Below are 16075 nucleotides of genomic sequence, written 5' to 3'. Positions count from 1 at the left end.
TCATGCGTGACTCCTTTTCGGGGTCACAGGCCAAAGAAGCCCCGATGGTGAAGAGGCGGTCCTGGACCTCCCTGAGCTGTGTGATCAATAGGGTAACCTGACCGGCGATTTTTGGGGTGGCCAGGACGGTTATTTGGTCCGTTAACAACCCAATGAAAGAATTCAGCTCATCTACCGTTCCATACGATTCGATGCGCAAATGGCTTTTGGGAACCTTGGTTCCCCCGATAAGCGCCGTTCTCCCTTTATCGCCTGTACGGGTATATATTTTAAATGCCATGGATCAATATTTACACTTTTTGGGGCGCTCCCGTTCCCATTCCTCTGGGGACCTGTTTGCGATCGCTCTCGATCACGCCATCCCGTAAACGAACAACCCGGTGAGCGTAATGGGCGATATCCTCCTCATGGGTCACCAGCACCACTGTATTGCCCCCAGCCTGGATTGCGGAGAATATATCCATGATCTCCACGGAGGTCTTACTGTCAAGATTACCGGTAGGCTCATCGGCCAGGATCAGGGAAGGGTTATTGACGAGGGCCCTGGCTATGGCCACACGCTGGCACTGGCCACCGGAAAGCTCATTAGGCTTATGATGACTTCTGTCCGTCAGACTGACTTTTGCCAGGACCTCCATGGCTCTTTCTATTCGTTGTTTTTTGGGCATTCCCGCGTAAACGAGGGGAAGGGCGACATTTTCCACGGCAGTCAGCCTGGGCAGCAGGTTAAATTGCTGAAAAACAAAACCAATCTCTATGTTCCGGACGTCGGCCAGGTCGTCGTCCGCCATTTTGCTCACGTCTTGTCCATTCAGGATATAGGCTCCTGCGGTGGGAGAGTCGAGACAACCTATTATATTCATCAGGGTGCTCTTCCCGGATCCGGAAGGTCCCATAAGAGCTACATATTCATTTTTAAATATATCCAGGTTAACGCTTTTCAGTACCGGCAAGGCCTGCTTCCCCATGAAGTAGCTTTTGCGGAGATCTTCGAGATGTATGATAGGTGTACTCATGGTGAAAAAATAGGAAGAAGGTGATAAGTCATACGGGGTTATGTTTTTGAAGGGTTCCTGATCACTTTAGGAACCGAAAAGTATTCTCCATCCGATTCCGGGGCATTTGCCAGCGCTTGCTGATGGCTGACGGATCCCTGCAATTTATCCTCGCGTAATACATTTATTTCCGGGCTCATATGCAGCAAAGGTTCCACGCCGGCCGTATCGAGCTCCTGCAGTTTTTCCACGAAATGGATCATTTTCTGAAGATCTTTTTTGATCTCTTCTTTTTCGGCAGCATTGAATTGCAGCCTGGCCAGATTCGACAGGTTATCAATCAGGGCATCGTTCACTTCCATGCGCGGTTTGATTTAAAGACAAAAATAGTGATTTAGGGTCAATATAGCTGCAAGCTTGCAGCTTGGAGCTTTTTACTATCTTCGCCGTTCGTATGGAAAAAAAGAAAGAAATAGTAATGAGCGGCATCCGGCCAACCGGGTTCTTACACCTGGGAAACTACTTCGGGGCCCTTCAGAATTATGTGCGTATGCAGGAGTCCTATACGTGTTTTTTCATGGTGGCTGATCTCCATGCCCTGACAACGCACCCGGATACCCGGCAATTAAAGGAACACGTACGACGGGTATTGGCAGAAAACATTGCCAGCGGTCTGGATCCTGACAAATGCGCCTTGTATTGTCAAAGCCATGTGCCGGAAACCGCCGAGTTATACCTGTTCCTGAATATGCTGGCCTATATGGGCGAACTCGAAAAAACCCCCACTTTCAAGGATAAGGTACGGATGCAACCCGAAAACGTAAACGCCGGATTGCTGACCTACCCTGTCCTGCAGGCAGCCGATATTATCCTGCACCGGGCTACCCTGGTTCCGGTGGGTAAGGACCAGGAACAGCACCTGGAGATGGCAAGGACCTATGTCAACAGGTTCGGCCATCGTTACGGGAATGTATTTCCAGAGCCATATGCCTTTAATTTCGGAGAGGAATTGGTAAAAGTGCCCAGCCTGGATGGAACAGGCAAAATGAGCAAAAGTGAAAATCAAATGGCCACGCTCTATCTGGCTGACAGTGATGAGGTGATCCGGAAAAAAGTTACAAAGGCAAAGACAGATGGCGGTGCTACAGGGGAAGGAGTGGTTATGTCCGATTCGGTGGCTAACCTGTTCCAGTTGGTGAAGCTGGTCAGTCCACCGGAAACTCTGCAAAAATTTGAAGCGGATTACAAGGCGGGAACTATCCGTTACGGGGATTTAAAAAAGGAACTGGGAGAGGATATGGTAAGATTTATTTCCCCGATCCGGGAAAGGACAGAGGCAATCCGAAATGATGAAGCCTATCTCGCCGGAGTTATGGAAAAAGGCGCAGCCAAAGCGAGAGAAAGCGCACAAATCACCCTCCGGCTGGCAAAGGAGGCTATGGGGCTTAACTATTATTAGGGAATAAAAAATAGTAGGAGATTAAACCTTAATTCCAGAAAGAAGTAATATCTTAAAATTTATTTCGGATAAAAAAAGGGGAAAACTAACCGTTACGCGATTCAGAATACCACACCATGGCAAAAAACAAGAAGCCCAAACATATTGCAGTAGCCGGTAACATTGGCGCCGGAAAGACTACGTTGACAGAAATGCTCAGCAAACATTATCGCTGGATCCCCCAATTTGAGGATGTCGACCACAATCCTTACCTGAATGATTTTTACGAAGATATGCCCAGGTGGAGTTTTAATCTGCAGATATTCTTCCTCAACAGCCGCCTCAATCAATTACTGGAGATCCATTCCGGAACAGAGACCGTTGTTCAGGACCGTACCATCTACGAAGATGCGCACATCTTTGCTCCCAATCTGCATGAAATGGGGTTAATGAGCAAACGGGACTATAATAATTATTTTCAGTTCTTTCAGACCTTGAAAAGAATGGTAGAGCCCCCCGATCTGCTGATCTATTTGCAGGCTTCCGTCCCCACTTTAGTGGCCCAGATACAGAAACGGGGCAGGGAATACGAGGAGAATATAAGACTGGACTATCTGAAACGCCTGAATGACTTTTACAATAAATGGATCGAAGGATATAAAGAAGGGCCTTTACTGATCGTAGATGTCGACAGGAATAAATTCCCGGATAATGAGGAGCATTTAGGGGAGATCATCACCCGGATCGATTCCCAGCTCTACGGCCTTTTCTAGTAAGAGTGCTTCAACAGCTAATAGTTCTTCAACAGCTAATAGTTCCTCAACAGCCACAAATAAAAACTCCATCAGGCTGATGGAGTTAGTTTTGGCAAACAATCGCAGCATATAGTATTCCTTTTCGGAATTAGCTGCGCCAAGTTCTGTTATTTTATTCTTAAATAAAAATTATTTCAATCTTTTTTTTTATTTTTTTGGAGCTGCCGCTAAAATCTCAGCAGAAACCCCATCGGCATATTTCTCAAAATTGGTTATAAACCAGCCTGCCAGCTTACCGGCCATCGCATCATAAGCATTTTTATCCTCCCAGGTACTGCGGGGATCCAGCAGTGCGGCCGGAACGCCCGGACAGGATTTCGGAACTGCCATTCCAAAAACAGGATCGGTTACGGTCTCCACCTGATCCAGCTTACCTTCCAGAACGGCCGTGATCATGGCCCTTGTATACGGCAGGCTAATCCGGGTTCCTTTCAGATAAGGGCCACCTGACCACCCGGTATTGATCATCCAGACATTTACACCATTGTCCTTCATCTTTTTACCAAGGATCTCTGCATACCTTCCAGGGTGAAGGGGTAGGAAGGGGGCGCCGAAACAGGCACTAAAAGTGGACTTCGGTTCGGTAATGCCTGTTTCCGTACCTGCTACTTTTGCTGTATATCCTGAAATGAACTGGTACATGGCTTGTCCGGGGTTTAGCCGCGAAACCGGGGGTAATACGCCATACGCATCACAGGTAAGGAAAAATATGTTCTTAGGGGTATTACCGACTGAAGGTTCTACCGTATTGCCGATGTAGGGGAGGGGATAGGACACCCTTGTGTTTTCAGTAACTGACCCGTCCTCAAAATTGATTTTATCAGTTCCCGGAAAGAATTTTACATTTTCTACCAGGGCTCCGGTGCGTATGGCCTGGTAGATGCCAGGTTCTCTGTCCTTATTCAGATTAATGCATTTAGCATAACAACCTCCTTCAAAATTGAACACATTATCTTCCGTCCAGCCATGTTCGTCGTCTCCAATGAGATAACGCTTCGGATCGGCGCTAAGCGTCGTTTTGCCGGTGCCGCTAAGGCCGAAGAAAATAGCGGTATCTCCCTTCCTGCCCATGTTGGCGGAGCAATGCATGCTCAGCACTTTATTTTCCTGGGGGAGCAGGTAATTCAAAATGGTGAAAACAGCCTTTTTTGTTTCTCCTGTATACCCTGTCCCTGCCAGCAGGATCATTTTATGCCGGAAAGAGATAACCACAGCATTGGACTGCCGGGTTCCACAGGTCGCAGGATCCAGTTGGAGACCAGGGGCGGACAGAATCTGCCAACCGGCTTGGAAATGTTCCAGTTCTTCTTCTGTGGGCCGCAGGAACATGTTATACGCAAACAGGTTCATGGATGGGGTTTCATTGATAATGCGGATATTAAGACGGTAACGGAGGTCGGCACATACATAACAATCCCGGATCCACAATTCCGGGAGACGGTTGAGGTAGGCGGTTATCCTGGAAAAGATGGCATCGAAAAATTTTTCTTCTATCGGCTGGTTAAAATCATTCCAATGGATCGTATTTGCCGTGATTTCGTCTTTTACGATAAACCGGTCTTTTGGGCTGCGGCCAGTAAATTCACCCGTCCGGATCACCAGCGCGCCTGTATCGTTCAAAACACCTTCTTTTCTTCTCAGGCAATCCCCGATCAATTCATCCGGGGGAAGTTGGTAATGGATCGAATCGGAAACACGTAGACCAAGCTGTACCAATCGGTTGCCAGGAATTGAGGTTAAAGGCACTGACATAACAATCGTTTGTTTAGGGGACAAAGTTAAAATTAAAAAATATCTAAAACAAAGGTGAGTATGACGGTTTAATTTGAAAATTTCAAACAGTATGCCGTTTGTAATGAATTTATTCTAACTAACGATCGTTAGTTTAGGATGAAATCCCTGAATAGGATGGATTGGTAAATCATTCATTATTTTTACAGTTCCGTCGGCATTGTTTAAAAAAGATCCGGGAAGGGCAACCGTTGCCTGGTGAAAATCGAATAAGTTAATAACAGATTGAAAATCGATGAAATATAATCCACCTCATCCGGAATTATTCACGGCGAACAGAGCGCGTTTTTCCAAAGAATTGTTACCGGGCTCGGTCGCTATTTTCGTCAGCAATGATGAAATGCCATCCAATGGAGACGCCTTTTATACCTTCCGGCAGAACAGTAATCTTTTCTGGATATCCGGTATTACCCAAGAGGATAGTATGGTCATCCTGTTCCCTGAGCATCCGGACCCGAGATACCGGGAAATACTCGTATTGGCGCGCCCCAATGAAACGAAGGAAAAATGGGATGGCAAACGGCTGCGGGCTGAGGAAGCCCGCCAGCTTTCGGGGATCCGGACCATCGTATGGCTGGATGCGCTGCCCGGATTGTTCCCTCAATGGGTGAACCTGGCAGAGCGGATCTACCTTTCTTCCAATGAAAATGACCGGAAAACAGGTAATATACAAACACGGGAATACCGGTTTATTCAGGAAATGAAGGAACGTTTTCCATTGCATCAGTATCACCGTTCTGCCAGCATTCTTAAAGGATTGCGTGGTATAAAGACTTCGCTGGAGATCACCGTAATGCAGCAGGCGGTGGAAATAACCCATCAAACCTTTATCCGTTTGCTGAAAAAGATAAAGCCCGGGATCATGGAAAATGAGATCGAAGCGGAGATCTATTACAACTTTCTCTCCCGGGGTTCTGCAGGTCCGGCCTATAATAGTATAGTGGCCAGCGGAGACAGAGCCAGGACCCTGCACTATATTACCAATAACCAGGAATGCAGGGACAGTGAATTGGTATTGTTGGATTTTGGGGCGGAATACGGAGGCTATTGTGCAGATATGACCAGGACGGTGCCTGTAAATGGAAAATTTACCAACCGGCAGCGGGAGGTCTATGACGCCTGTCTGCATTTACACCGGTATGCGAAAAGCCTGTTGAAACCGGGTTTGCTGTTTACGGACTATCAGGTTAAAATGGGAGAAGAAGCAGGTAAAATCTTTGTGAAGATCGGCTTGCTTACCGTCTCCGACCTGAAAAATCAGACACCCGAAAGTCCCGCTTATGGAAAATATATGTATCATGGAGTGTCACATCATCTGGGTATCGATGTCCATGATCTGGGGGACCGTACCGGTCCGGTCAGAGAGGGGATGGTCCTCACGGTGGAGCCCGGCATCTATATCGAAGAAGAGCAAATGGGCATCCGGATCGAGAATAATATCCTGATCACGGAAGATGGGAACCAAGACCTGATGGAACATATACCCATCACCGCGGAGGAAATTGAAGCGTTCATGAAAAAATAAAATCCTAATTTCCCGCAAAAGACATAAATAAAACAGATATAAAAACTCGAATGAAAAACATACCTAACCTGTTCACTTTACTTAATCTTTTCTTTGGATGTATTGCGGTTATCCTTATCCTCCAGAACGGTATTACGATCCAGTACAATAATGAAGGTTTACAATATATCGGGATTCCGGAAAAGGTGGGTGTGGCATCGCTATTTATAGGGCTTGCTGCTCTCGTCGATTTCCTGGATGGCCTGGTAGCCCGGTTATTTAAGGCCGTATCCCCTTTGGGCAAACAACTGGATTCCCTGGCGGATGTAGTTAGTTTCGGAGTGGCCCCGGGAATGATCCTCTACCAGTTCCTGCGGATGAGTTTTGCCAGACAGGCAGACGGGCTTGACGTATCCATACTCTGGTTATTACCGGCCTTGCTGATTCCTTGTGCGGGTGCATACCGGCTTGCCCGGTTCAACATAGACGATTCCCAGCAATATGGATTCAAAGGCGTTCCTATTCCGGCTACCGGTCTGCTTATCGCCTCCCTGCCACTCATTTACTGGTATTCCAGCAGTGAAATGGTAAATGAGGTGATTCTGAATAAATGGGCATTATATGGAATCATCCTGTTAATATCCTGGCTTATGGTCAGTGACCTTCCCCTTATTGCTTTAAAATTCAAGGATTATTCCATAAAAAACAATATTCCAAAGGTTATATTACTGATTGTAGCCGTCCTGGCATCCATCTTTTTAAAATGGTTGGCTGTACCCGTGGTATTCATCTTCTACATTTTTGTATCTTTGCTGTTCAAAAAAGCGGGTTAGCCCCGCTGGCCGGACAGGCCCATCATCAGCCGTGCATCGGAGATGGGTTTTATATTCCGGAAATCCAGCTCCGATGCACACAAAACAAAAAAAACAACATGACCTTCTCTGTTCAGGTAAAAGTTATGCCGCTAAAGGAATTATTGGATCCGCAAGGGAAGGCTGTAATGAGTGGTTTGCAAAGCCTGGGTATCCAAACCGTCAGCGATGTGAGGATCGGAAAAAGCATCTCGCTTCAGGTTGAAGCAGGTACAGCGGACGAAGCCAGGAAAATAGCGGAAGAAGCGGGCAGGAAATTATTGGCCAACCCTGTCATGGAATACTTCGAGATAGCTGTAAACTAACACGCGCATTGCTTTATATTGTTCCTTCTCCCATAGGTAATTTGCAGGATATTACGCTTCGGGCATTAGACGTGCTTAAGAAGGTCGATCTTATTCTGGCTGAGGATACCCGGAATTCCTCCCGGCTATTGAATCATTTCCAGATCATCAAGCCGCTCTCTCCCTACCATCAGCATAATGAGCATAAGATCCTTCATCACCTGGTAGACCAAATGTTGCAGGGTAAAACAATGGCCCTGCTTACTGACGCCGGGACACCGGGGGTTTCGGACCCTGCCTTTCTGCTGGTCAGGGAATGCATAAAGACAGGCGTAAAGGTGGAATGCCTGCCCGGAGCTACGGCCTTTGTTCCTGCTCTGGTAAACAGCGGATTGCCTATGCACCGGTTTAGTTTTGAGGGATTTCTGCCCCTGAAAAAAGGGAGGCAGACCGTTCTGAAACAATTAGCGGAAGAAGAACGAACGCTCCTTTTCTATGAATCCCCGGTACGGTTAATAAAGACCTTACAGGATCTGATCCTTTATTTTGGAGAGGACCGGCAATGTTGTGTCAGCAGGGAGCTGACCAAGATATATGAAGAGAACAAACGGGGAACGCTCAGGGAAGTATGCGACTATTTCAGCGAAAAGGGAGTAAAAGGAGAGATCGTGATCGTCGTGGCAGGAAAATAGTAGATTTGTTATAATACCCAATTACCAATAGGTTTAATGCAACTTTAAATTAATGTATTTATGAAAAATGTATTTTGTATGTTATTTTCCTTCGGGCTATTATTGACAGCTGTATCCGTCAATGCGCAGTTCCGCAAGATCCCCGGAGTGGTGACCGATTCCCTGAAAGCAAAATATCCTAATGCAAAAAATGTGACCTGGGAAGATAAACTCTCCTTGTTCAAGGCCAGCTTTAGCCTCGACAGCGGAAATTTCGAGGCTAAATTCAGCAGTAAAGGAGAATGGAAAAGTTCTGAACGCAAAATAACTCCGGAGCAGATTCCAGCACCTGTTAAGGACGGTTTGTCCAAGAGCAAATATGCCGATTGGAAAGTGGGGACGGTCATAATCCGCTACCTTCCCGGCAATATAACCCAGTATGCCATCTCCGTTTCCAAAAGTGATTTTCAAAAGAAAAATCTTCTGTTTGGTGACACAGGACAATTACTCAAGGATAACACCACCCTATAAAATAAAAAGCCACGATCCCTAAAAAGCCCTTGTAAACGATGAATAAAAAAGCTGTTTTCCCGCTTCTTGCTGCTCTGTCCATCCTGTCGATATCAGTATCCGCGCAAGCGAAGCGGGCTTCCGGGCAACATGCCGCACAGACCTCTCCGGGACGCTCCGCAGTACTGGCCTCTGCGCCGGAGGATCGCCCCCAGCAACGGGTAAAATATTCCATGGATATAAATATGGATGTGGCGACCAACCGGTTCAACGGCAAACAAGTCCTGACCTATACCAATAATTTTCCGGATACTTTATTTAAGGTATTCTACCATTTATATTGGAATGCTTTTCAACCGGGCAGTATGATGGATACCCGCAGCAGGGAATTGGGGAAGACTTCCTATGGAAAAGATGAAAAGGGGAATGAAGAGCTGGATTGGGATTCGCGTGTACGGGACCGTATACAACATCTTAAACCCGATGAGGTCGGCTTCCAAAAGGTCATTTCCTTTAAAATGAATGGAGTACTCCAGTCTTACCGGGTGGAAGAAACTATCCTGGAAGTAAAATTGAGCAAACCGGTACTTCCGGGCGCTACGGTAGTCTTCGAGATGGAATTCGATGCGCAGGTACCGTTGCAGGTCAGGCGAAGTGGAAGAGACAATCCTCAGACAGGCGTGCGTTATTCCATGAGCCAATGGTATCCGAGAATTTGTGAATACGATTATGAAGGATGGCATCCCACCCCTTATGTAGCCCGGGAGTTCTATGGCGTATGGGGCGATTACGACGTGAGGATCAGTCTCGATAAGAGTTATATGATCGGAGGAACCGGTTATCTCCAGAATGCAGCACAGGTGGGATACGGTTATGAAGGAGAAGGCGTAAAGGTGGTTCGTCCCGAGGGCGAAAAATTACTCTGGCATTTTGTGGCACCGAACGTACATGATTTTATGTGGGCTGCCGATCCTCAATTCAAACACCTGGTCAGGCATATCCCTAACGGCCCGGTAATTAATGTACTTTATAAGAATAAAAACAAAGAGGCCCTGCAGGATACCCTCTGGAGTGCGCTGGCGGATGCCGCAGTGACGGTCCTTCCTTATATCGAAAAGAATTTTGGCAAATATCCTTACAAACAATATTCGTTCATACATGGCGGTGATGGAGGAATGGAATATCCCATGAGTACCCTGATCCACTCTCCGAGCCTGGGAACTGCTTTTCATGAGTGGATGCACAGTTGGTATCAGGGCATGCTGGGTACGAACGAATCCTTATATGCCTGGATGGACGAGGGATTCACCAGTTATGCCTCGGGTCTGGTACAGAGCTATTATTATACCGTCAGTCTGCAGCAGAATCCCGGAAACGCCGGGTTAAAAAAAATATTGGAAAGAGAGAAACAACAGTTGCCTTATCTTCATTCCGATGCCTATAACAGCTATTTTTCGTTGGTGCGAAGCGGCCTGGAAGAACCTCTTACCACACATGCCGATCATTTTTCCACCAACTATGCGTATAGCGAAGGTTCTTATTCAAAAGGGGAGATGTTCCTTGAGCAATTGGGATATATCACCGGAGCTGCCACCAGGGACAGGATCCTTTTAGAGTACTACCGCTTGTGGCGTTTTAAACATCCCAATGCGGCTGATTTTTTACGGGTGGCTGAAAAGGTCAGCGGTCTTCAGTTGGACTGGTATAAACAATACTGGGTAAATACAACGAGGACCATCGATTATGGGATCGATAGTTTGTGGGAAGAGGAAGGGAAGACTAAAATAAGATTGAAGATGGCAGGCAAAATGCCAATGCCGGTAGATGTGGTTTTACGGTATAAAGATGGAACGAAAGAGATGGCTTATATCCCTCAATACCTGATGTTCGGGGAAAAACCGGTGGAAGATCCGACACTTTCCCGGACCAGTTTTGAGCCCTGGAAATGGACCCATCCGACCTATACTTTTACCATGAACCGCCGTTTGATCGATCTGAGGTCGGTTGAAATCGATCCCAGCCAGCGAATGGCCGATGTCGACCGGAAGAATAATAAACTGGAACTGAATTGGTAGAAATTCAGCGAAACAGGAACGAAAAAGAGAAAGTCCCGCCTTGGTGGGACTTTCTCTTTTTCGTTGTCTATCAGGAGGGTAGATAAGGTAAAATGACTAATGAATATTCGACTTGAACAGCCCTAAAAACAAAAGTAGATGCTCGGACAGGGAAAAACAATACCACTTTGTGGTAGTTTTTGGGGTAACGTTGGGGTTTAGCGACCGTAAAACTTGTTAATGGCCTCTACCCGGTTATTTACATGTAATTTTTCGTAAATATGATAGACGTGTTTTCGAACAGTTTCCTGGCTGATAAACAAACGCCCGGCGATTTCCTTGTAAAGCATTCCTTTTGCCAAAAGCTCCAGAATTTCATTTTCACGGTTCGAAAGAACGCTAAGCGCTTTCCCCTGAAAATTGTTTTCAACCGGATCTCCGGCAGTTGCGTTCATAAACTGAAAGGCATTTACCACTTTACGGGCGATCTGGCTGCTCATGGGGGCACCTCCTTCATGTAATTCCCGTATAGCTTCCAGCAATTTACCAGGGGCGGTTTTTTTCAGGATATAACCATTGGCGCCTGCAGTCAGGGCCTCGAAGATCTTTTCATCTTCTTCATAGACGGTACACATCATATAAAGGATCCCCGGATCCTGGGGCTTTAGTTGCCGCACACAGTCTATTCCGCTCTCGCCATCACCCAGGTTGATATCCATCAGGACCACCTGGGGTTTTACCTGGGGGATCCTGAGGAGCGCTTCTTCCGCACCGGAGAAACTACCAGCCAGCGTGTAGTCCTCCGTCATGAGAATGATCTGCTCCAGGGCGGAACGGATATCTTTATTATCATCTACAATACATACCGATATACTCATGGAGCAAAGGTCAACTCATTCGGCGAGAAAAAAATACCATTTTGTGGTAGTTTTTTCCTCCCGGGGCTCCTTGGCGACAATTTGTCGCCCCGGGAAGAAAAAATTTGAGCCATGCTCGTATGGGCTACGCCCGTAACTTTCGTCCCGTTCCCACGAACGGAACTCAGTTACGCTTCGCTCCACTGGAGCGAACCTCGGTTATGGCGCCAAAGTGGCTTTGCCCCTTTGGAAGCCCCATGGGTGAGACATCATTTCCCGGTGATGTATTTATTCTGAGTGATGTATTCTTTTTGGTGAGTCCTGCCTACAGTGGGTTGTATAACAAATATTTCTCACGGAAATAATCCTCGGAAAAGATCTGGTGGATCTCCATCATCCTTGGCCGGCAGCCGCTCTCCGATATTTCCATGCTCAAATCGCCTCCTTTCAGGCAAATCAGGCCATTGGGAACGGGAAGAGCAGGGCTGGCTGGTTCTGCGCCTTGTCCGGCATTTCCAGGGACTGTCCTTGGGGCTGTGTGGGCTGGGTATTTCCGGAGAAGGGGTTTGGACCAGTCCCAAAGCTCTTTAAGGGGTGCCACGGCTCTGGAAACCGCTGTATCGAACTTCCTGTTCCTGATATCTTCGGCGCGACCATGCTGCACGCTTATATTTGACAGCCCGGTTGCTTCCATTACCGCCTCCACCACTTTGATCTTTTTACCAATGCTGTCCACCAGGTGAAAATGAACTTCCGGGAAAAAAATGGCCAGCGGGATTCCGGGAAAACCTCCTCCCGTACCGATATCGATTATCTCCATGCCTTTTTTCAGGTCAAAAGCCGCCGCGATGCTCAGGGAATGCAAAACGTGTTTTTCATAAAGGCTGTCTATATCCTTTCTGGAAATTACGTTGATCTTAGTGTTCCACTCTTTGTACAGTTCTTCCAATGCAGTGAGCTGCCGCACCTGTACCGGGGAAAAATCGGAAAAATAACGAAGTACTAATTCCAGGTTGACCGGGTTTTTTTCCATAACGTGGGTACAAAGATGAGATAATACACGAACATCCAGATATCGAGAAGCCACCACCAGGCAAAAAGATCCTGCTCCTGCAATTTCTGCATCGCTTTATAATAGATATAGCCTTGAACCAGCAGACGGAGGCCAAAAACAGGCAAAACGATCCGCCAGTCAAAGAGCACGAGACTGGCTATAAATAAGGGGTAAAAAAGTACATGAGAAAAAGAGTATAAACCCAAAAGGAATTTATGCAGGGGAGTATAGAACCTGGCTGTGCTGTAATGCCTTGTTTTCTGGCTGTGCCATTCTCCAAAGGTCTTTTTGGGTTCGGATAAAGTGAAGGTATCCGGATCCACAACAATAGCCGTGTTGGTTCTGGTGGCCACTTTATTAATAAATAAATCATCGTCGCCTCCCGGCAAATGATTGATGGAAGAGAAACCTTTATTACGGAGAAACAGGTCCTTTTTATAAGAAAGATTCCTTCCGACCCCCATATAGGGAATTCCGGCCAGTGCATAAGAAAGATATTGTAAGGCCGTGTGGAAGGTGTCGTACCTGATGATCTTATTTAAAAAGCCCGGACCTTTTTTATACGGCCCATAACCCAGGACTACTTCGATCCCATTATGATAACCATCCTGCATCTTCTGCATCCAGAATTCGCTGGCCGGAACACAATCGGCATCGGTTAACAGTACAATCTCATATTTTGCTTCTTTGATACCCATACTTAAAGGGTATTTTTTGCCAGGTATGCCGATTGCTTCCTGTTCCAGGTTGACTATATGTAATCCTTTAAATGTCTTTTTAAATTCATCGAGAAGAAAACGGGTATCGTCCTGGCTGTTATGGTTGACGACGATAACTTCATGCGTGCTTGGATAGGTTTGGACCAGGGCGCCTGGTAAATGGGTGACCAGTTTTGCGGCTTCGTCCCGTGCACAGATAATGACACTTATCGGGTGCTGTTGTGATTTTTCTTTGGAGGGGGGGAGAAAAAAGGCGAGACGCCTGAAAAACCAACCATAATAGAACAATTGTATCAGGGTGATTACACAAAAAGCAACAAAAAGTATAAGGTGCCAGGGGAAACTTAAGTACAGTTTATTCATAATCTTTCTACGGGTCGGATAAGACCGGTTACGCCTTATCCGTTTTCAAAAATACAGATTAGAGCCGGTTTTGCTCCTTATTCCCTTTAAAATTTCGATAAAGGGGAGCTCAGAGGGGGAGTAATATCGTAAATTGCGCCCAAAACGGGGCCGGATCACCGCTTACCCGATATACGCGAATTATGGCTGCATTAAGATTTGAATTACAGGCCGGCTGTCCCGATACAGGGGCAAGAGCCGGAAAAATAACCACGGATCACGGAGAGATACTCACTCCCATATTTATGCCGGTAGGTACGGCAGGCAGTGTAAAGGCCGTATCCCAGCAACAACTAAAGGAGGATGTCCGGGCACAGATCATCCTGGGCAATACCTACCACCTGTATTTGCGTCCGGGTTTGGATGTGCTGGAGTCCGTCGGCGGGCTACATCGTTTGGCCTCCTGGGACAGACCCATCCTGACCGATAGCGGGGGCTACCAGGTCTTTTCTTTGGCGGGAACCCGGAAAATTCAGGAAGAGGGAGTTCTTTTTCAATCTCATATAGACGGATCCCGGCATATGTTCAGCCCTGAAAAGGTCATGGATATCCAACGGATCATCGGAGCGGATATTATCATGGCCTTTGACGAATGCCCTCCTTACCCCAGTGAATACAGTTACGCTGAGAAATCCATGCATCTTACGCACAGGTGGCTGGACCGGTGTTTTGACCGGTTTAACACCACGGAAGATAAATACGGGTATACCCAAAATCTGTTTCCCATTGTTCAGGGCAGCGTGTTTGCGGATCTGCGAAAGGCCTCCTGTCAGTTTGTATCCGGAAAGAATGCCGTAGGGAACGCGATAGGTGGCTTAAGTGTGGGAGAACCTGAACAGCAATTATACGATATATGCGAGGCCTGCTGTGCTGATCTTCCGGTAGCCAGGCCCCGTTATCTCATGGGGGTCGGCACTCCCTGGAACTTATTGGAATGTATTGCCAGGGGGGTGGATATGTTTGATTGCGTCATGCCAACCCGGAATGGCCGTAATGCCATGCTCTTTACCTCCAAAGGTGTGATCAATATCGACAATAAAAAATGGGAGAAAGATTTTTCTCCCATCGATGATGGGATCGACAATCCCTGGAGCCATTATTATTCCAAGGCCTATTTGCGTCATTTATTGAAATCGAAAGAAATCCTTGGGCTAACGATCGCCAGTGTACACAATCTGGCCTTTTATCTTTACCTGGTCGGCGAAGCACGCAAACATATTGTAGCCGGAGATTATCTCAGCTGGAAGCGGGAACAGGCTGCCATTCTGCAGACACGTTTGTAAATTATTAGCCGAAAGTCCTATTATTAGCCGAAAGTCCTATTATGAACGGAAAGTCCTAAAACTCGTATAAAATTTCAGCCTGGAGCTTGCTGCTTGCTGCTTGTGGCTTAATTTGCGTCCCGAATGCTTAAACTCCTCGACAGGTACATACTTAAGAAATTCATTGGCACTTTTGTGTTCACATTGCTGGTCATTACGGTAATCGCTGTAGTGATCGATACCAGTGAAAAAGCCGATGATTTTGTAAAGTCCAAAATGGGCGCCTGGGATTTGATTATCCATTATTACATTGGGTTCGTGCCTTTTATCATGGCCATGATCTTCCCGCTGATGGTATTCATTGCCGTCATTTATTTTACTTCCAAAATGGCGGGCAAATCTGAATTCATCGCCATCCTGGCGGGGGGAGTCCGGTACAACCGGATGTTAAGGCCTTACCTGCTGGGTTCGGTCCTGCTTGCCGTAATTTTCTGGATTGCCAGCCAGTACTGGGTGCCCCGCGCCAATGAGATCCGTACGGATTTTCAGGCCGTTTATGTGGATGGGAACAGTTCTTATAATTCAGATCCTTACCGGAATAATAATTACTATCTCCGGGTGGACCCGGTCACTTTTGTAGGATTCAGGTATTACGATACCGTCAATAAATCAGCCAGCAATTTTTTCATGCAGAAGATTAAAGATAACAAGGTCTTTTACAATCTCCGGGCGGAAACGGTAAAATGGGACCCTGTCAAAAAAGATTGGAAGCTGACTACCATAATCGAGCGGAAAATTGACGGGATCAAAGAAACAGTCGCAAAGATCGATACCCTGCATGTGAACC

Annotated in this window: 17 protein-coding genes; 10 read left to right on the top strand and 7 right to left on the bottom strand. The window is 46.7% G+C overall.

What is annotated here, in order from left to right:
* From ACX0G9_RS30515 to gatC, 3 genes are all read right to left on the bottom strand, one after another.
* A partial coding sequence (locus ACX0G9_RS30515; protein ID WP_459068782.1) for an ATP:cob(I)alamin adenosyltransferase occupies positions 1 to 280 on the bottom strand: 280 nt, incomplete at its 3' end.
* A gap of 10 nt (positions 281 to 290) precedes the next feature.
* Positions 291 to 1016, bottom strand: coding sequence for an ABC transporter ATP-binding protein (locus ACX0G9_RS30510; protein WP_459068781.1), 726 nt, complete (start codon positions 1014 to 1016; stop codon positions 291 to 293).
* Positions 1017 to 1054: 38 nt separating this feature from the next.
* On the bottom strand, positions 1055 to 1357 hold the full coding sequence (gene gatC, locus ACX0G9_RS30505; protein WP_459068780.1) for an Asp-tRNA(Asn)/Glu-tRNA(Gln) amidotransferase subunit GatC: 303 nt from the start codon (positions 1355 to 1357) through the stop codon (positions 1055 to 1057).
* Between the two features lie 92 nt (positions 1358 to 1449).
* On the opposite strand from gatC, the gene trpS reads away from it, so the two are divergent.
* Both trpS and ACX0G9_RS30495 read left to right on the top strand, forming a co-directional pair.
* Positions 1450 to 2454, top strand: coding sequence for a tryptophan--tRNA ligase (gene trpS / locus ACX0G9_RS30500; protein ID WP_459068779.1), 1005 nt, complete (start codon positions 1450 to 1452; stop codon positions 2452 to 2454).
* 116 nt (positions 2455 to 2570) lie between these two features.
* Positions 2571 to 3206: a deoxynucleoside kinase gene (locus tag ACX0G9_RS30495; RefSeq protein ID WP_459068778.1), complete on the top strand. Its 636-nt coding sequence runs from the start codon at positions 2571 to 2573 to the stop codon at positions 3204 to 3206.
* Positions 3207 to 3395: 189 nt separating this feature from the next.
* Here the strand turns inward: ACX0G9_RS30495 and pckA are convergent, their stop codons facing one another.
* Positions 3396 to 5000, bottom strand: coding sequence for a phosphoenolpyruvate carboxykinase (ATP) (pckA, locus tag ACX0G9_RS30490; RefSeq protein WP_459068777.1), 1605 nt, complete (start codon positions 4998 to 5000; stop codon positions 3396 to 3398).
* A gap of 274 nt (positions 5001 to 5274) precedes the next feature.
* Here pckA and ACX0G9_RS30485 point away from each other — a divergent pair, with 274 nt between their 5' ends.
* The 6 genes from ACX0G9_RS30485 (at position 5275) to ACX0G9_RS30460 (ending at position 10955) form a co-directional block, all read left to right on the top strand.
* On the top strand, positions 5275 to 6564 hold the full coding sequence (locus ACX0G9_RS30485) for an aminopeptidase P family protein (RefSeq protein WP_459068776.1): 1290 nt from the start codon (positions 5275 to 5277) through the stop codon (positions 6562 to 6564).
* Positions 6565 to 6614: 50 nt separating this feature from the next.
* Positions 6615 to 7376 (top strand): CDP-alcohol phosphatidyltransferase family protein, encoded by a 762-nt coding sequence (locus tag ACX0G9_RS30480; RefSeq protein WP_459068775.1) that lies wholly within the window; start codon positions 6615 to 6617, stop codon positions 7374 to 7376.
* Positions 7377 to 7474: 98 nt separating this feature from the next.
* Entirely contained in the window at positions 7475 to 7720 is a 246-nt protein-coding gene (gene purS, locus ACX0G9_RS30475) for a phosphoribosylformylglycinamidine synthase subunit PurS (protein WP_459068774.1), read from the top strand.
* An 8-nt stretch (positions 7721 to 7728) separates the two neighbouring features.
* Positions 7729 to 8391 (top strand): 16S rRNA (cytidine(1402)-2'-O)-methyltransferase, encoded by a 663-nt coding sequence (gene rsmI, locus ACX0G9_RS30470; RefSeq protein ID WP_459068773.1) that lies wholly within the window; start codon positions 7729 to 7731, stop codon positions 8389 to 8391.
* Between the two features lie 60 nt (positions 8392 to 8451).
* Positions 8452 to 8901, top strand: a complete 450-nt coding sequence (locus ACX0G9_RS30465) for a PepSY-like domain-containing protein (RefSeq protein ID WP_459068772.1) — start codon at positions 8452 to 8454, stop codon at positions 8899 to 8901.
* 38 nt (positions 8902 to 8939) lie between these two features.
* Positions 8940 to 10955, top strand: a complete 2016-nt coding sequence (locus ACX0G9_RS30460; protein ID WP_459068771.1) for a M1 family metallopeptidase — start codon at positions 8940 to 8942, stop codon at positions 10953 to 10955.
* Positions 10956 to 11152: 197 nt separating this feature from the next.
* Here the strand turns inward: ACX0G9_RS30460 and ACX0G9_RS30455 are convergent, their stop codons facing one another.
* From ACX0G9_RS30455 to ACX0G9_RS30445, 3 genes are all read right to left on the bottom strand, one after another.
* Positions 11153 to 11812, bottom strand: a complete 660-nt coding sequence (locus tag ACX0G9_RS30455) for a response regulator (protein WP_459068770.1) — start codon at positions 11810 to 11812, stop codon at positions 11153 to 11155.
* Between the two features lie 304 nt (positions 11813 to 12116).
* Positions 12117 to 12824, bottom strand: a complete 708-nt coding sequence (gene rsmG, locus ACX0G9_RS30450; protein ID WP_459068769.1) for a 16S rRNA (guanine(527)-N(7))-methyltransferase RsmG — start codon at positions 12822 to 12824, stop codon at positions 12117 to 12119.
* Entirely contained in the window at positions 12794 to 13927 is a 1134-nt protein-coding gene (locus ACX0G9_RS30445; protein WP_459068768.1) for a glycosyltransferase, read from the bottom strand. Before ACX0G9_RS30445 ends, rsmG begins: the two co-directional genes overlap by 31 nt.
* 182 nt (positions 13928 to 14109) lie before the next feature.
* Here ACX0G9_RS30445 and tgt point away from each other — a divergent pair, with 182 nt between their 5' ends.
* Positions 14110 to 15249, top strand: a complete 1140-nt coding sequence (tgt, locus tag ACX0G9_RS30440) for a tRNA guanosine(34) transglycosylase Tgt (RefSeq protein ID WP_459068767.1) — start codon at positions 14110 to 14112, stop codon at positions 15247 to 15249.
* A 123-nt stretch (positions 15250 to 15372) separates the two neighbouring features.
* A partial coding sequence (locus ACX0G9_RS30435) for an LptF/LptG family permease (RefSeq protein WP_459068766.1) occupies positions 15373 to 16075 on the top strand: 703 nt, incomplete at its 3' end.

The organism is Flavitalea flava (genome assembly GCF_054461575.1).
The sequence above is the reverse complement of the archived record's forward strand: the minus strand, read 5'-3'. Positions and strand labels throughout refer to the sequence as shown.

Bases quoted from the DNA above. Each gene is read 5' to 3' on its own strand.
- ACX0G9_RS30510 (WP_459068781.1), bottom strand. From the start codon at position 1,016: ATGAGTACACCTATCATACATCTCGAAGATCTCCGCAAAAGCTACTTC.
- gatC (WP_459068780.1), bottom strand. From the start codon at position 1,357: ATGGAAGTGAACGATGCCCTGATTGATAACCTGTCGAATCTGGCCAGG.
- trpS (WP_459068779.1), top strand. From the start codon at position 1,450: ATGGAAAAAAAGAAAGAAATAGTAATGAGCGGCATCCGGCCAACCGGG.
- ACX0G9_RS30495 (WP_459068778.1), top strand. From the start codon at position 2,571: ATGGCAAAAAACAAGAAGCCCAAACATATTGCAGTAGCCGGTAACATT.
- pckA (WP_459068777.1), bottom strand. From the start codon at position 5,000: ATGTCAGTGCCTTTAACCTCAATTCCTGGCAACCGATTGGTACAGCTT.
- ACX0G9_RS30485 (WP_459068776.1), top strand. From the start codon at position 5,275: ATGAAATATAATCCACCTCATCCGGAATTATTCACGGCGAACAGAGCG.
- ACX0G9_RS30480 (WP_459068775.1), top strand. From the start codon at position 6,615: ATGAAAAACATACCTAACCTGTTCACTTTACTTAATCTTTTCTTTGGA.
- purS (WP_459068774.1), top strand. From the start codon at position 7,475: ATGACCTTCTCTGTTCAGGTAAAAGTTATGCCGCTAAAGGAATTATTG.
- ACX0G9_RS30465 (WP_459068772.1), top strand. From the start codon at position 8,452: ATGAAAAATGTATTTTGTATGTTATTTTCCTTCGGGCTATTATTGACA.
- ACX0G9_RS30460 (WP_459068771.1), top strand. From the start codon at position 8,940: ATGAATAAAAAAGCTGTTTTCCCGCTTCTTGCTGCTCTGTCCATCCTG.
- ACX0G9_RS30455 (WP_459068770.1), bottom strand. From the start codon at position 11,812: ATGAGTATATCGGTATGTATTGTAGATGATAATAAAGATATCCGTTCC.
- rsmG (WP_459068769.1), bottom strand. From the start codon at position 12,824: ATGGAAAAAAACCCGGTCAACCTGGAATTAGTACTTCGTTATTTTTCC.
- ACX0G9_RS30445 (WP_459068768.1), bottom strand. From the start codon at position 13,927: ATGAATAAACTGTACTTAAGTTTCCCCTGGCACCTTATACTTTTTGTT.
- tgt (WP_459068767.1), top strand. From the start codon at position 14,110: ATGGCTGCATTAAGATTTGAATTACAGGCCGGCTGTCCCGATACAGGG.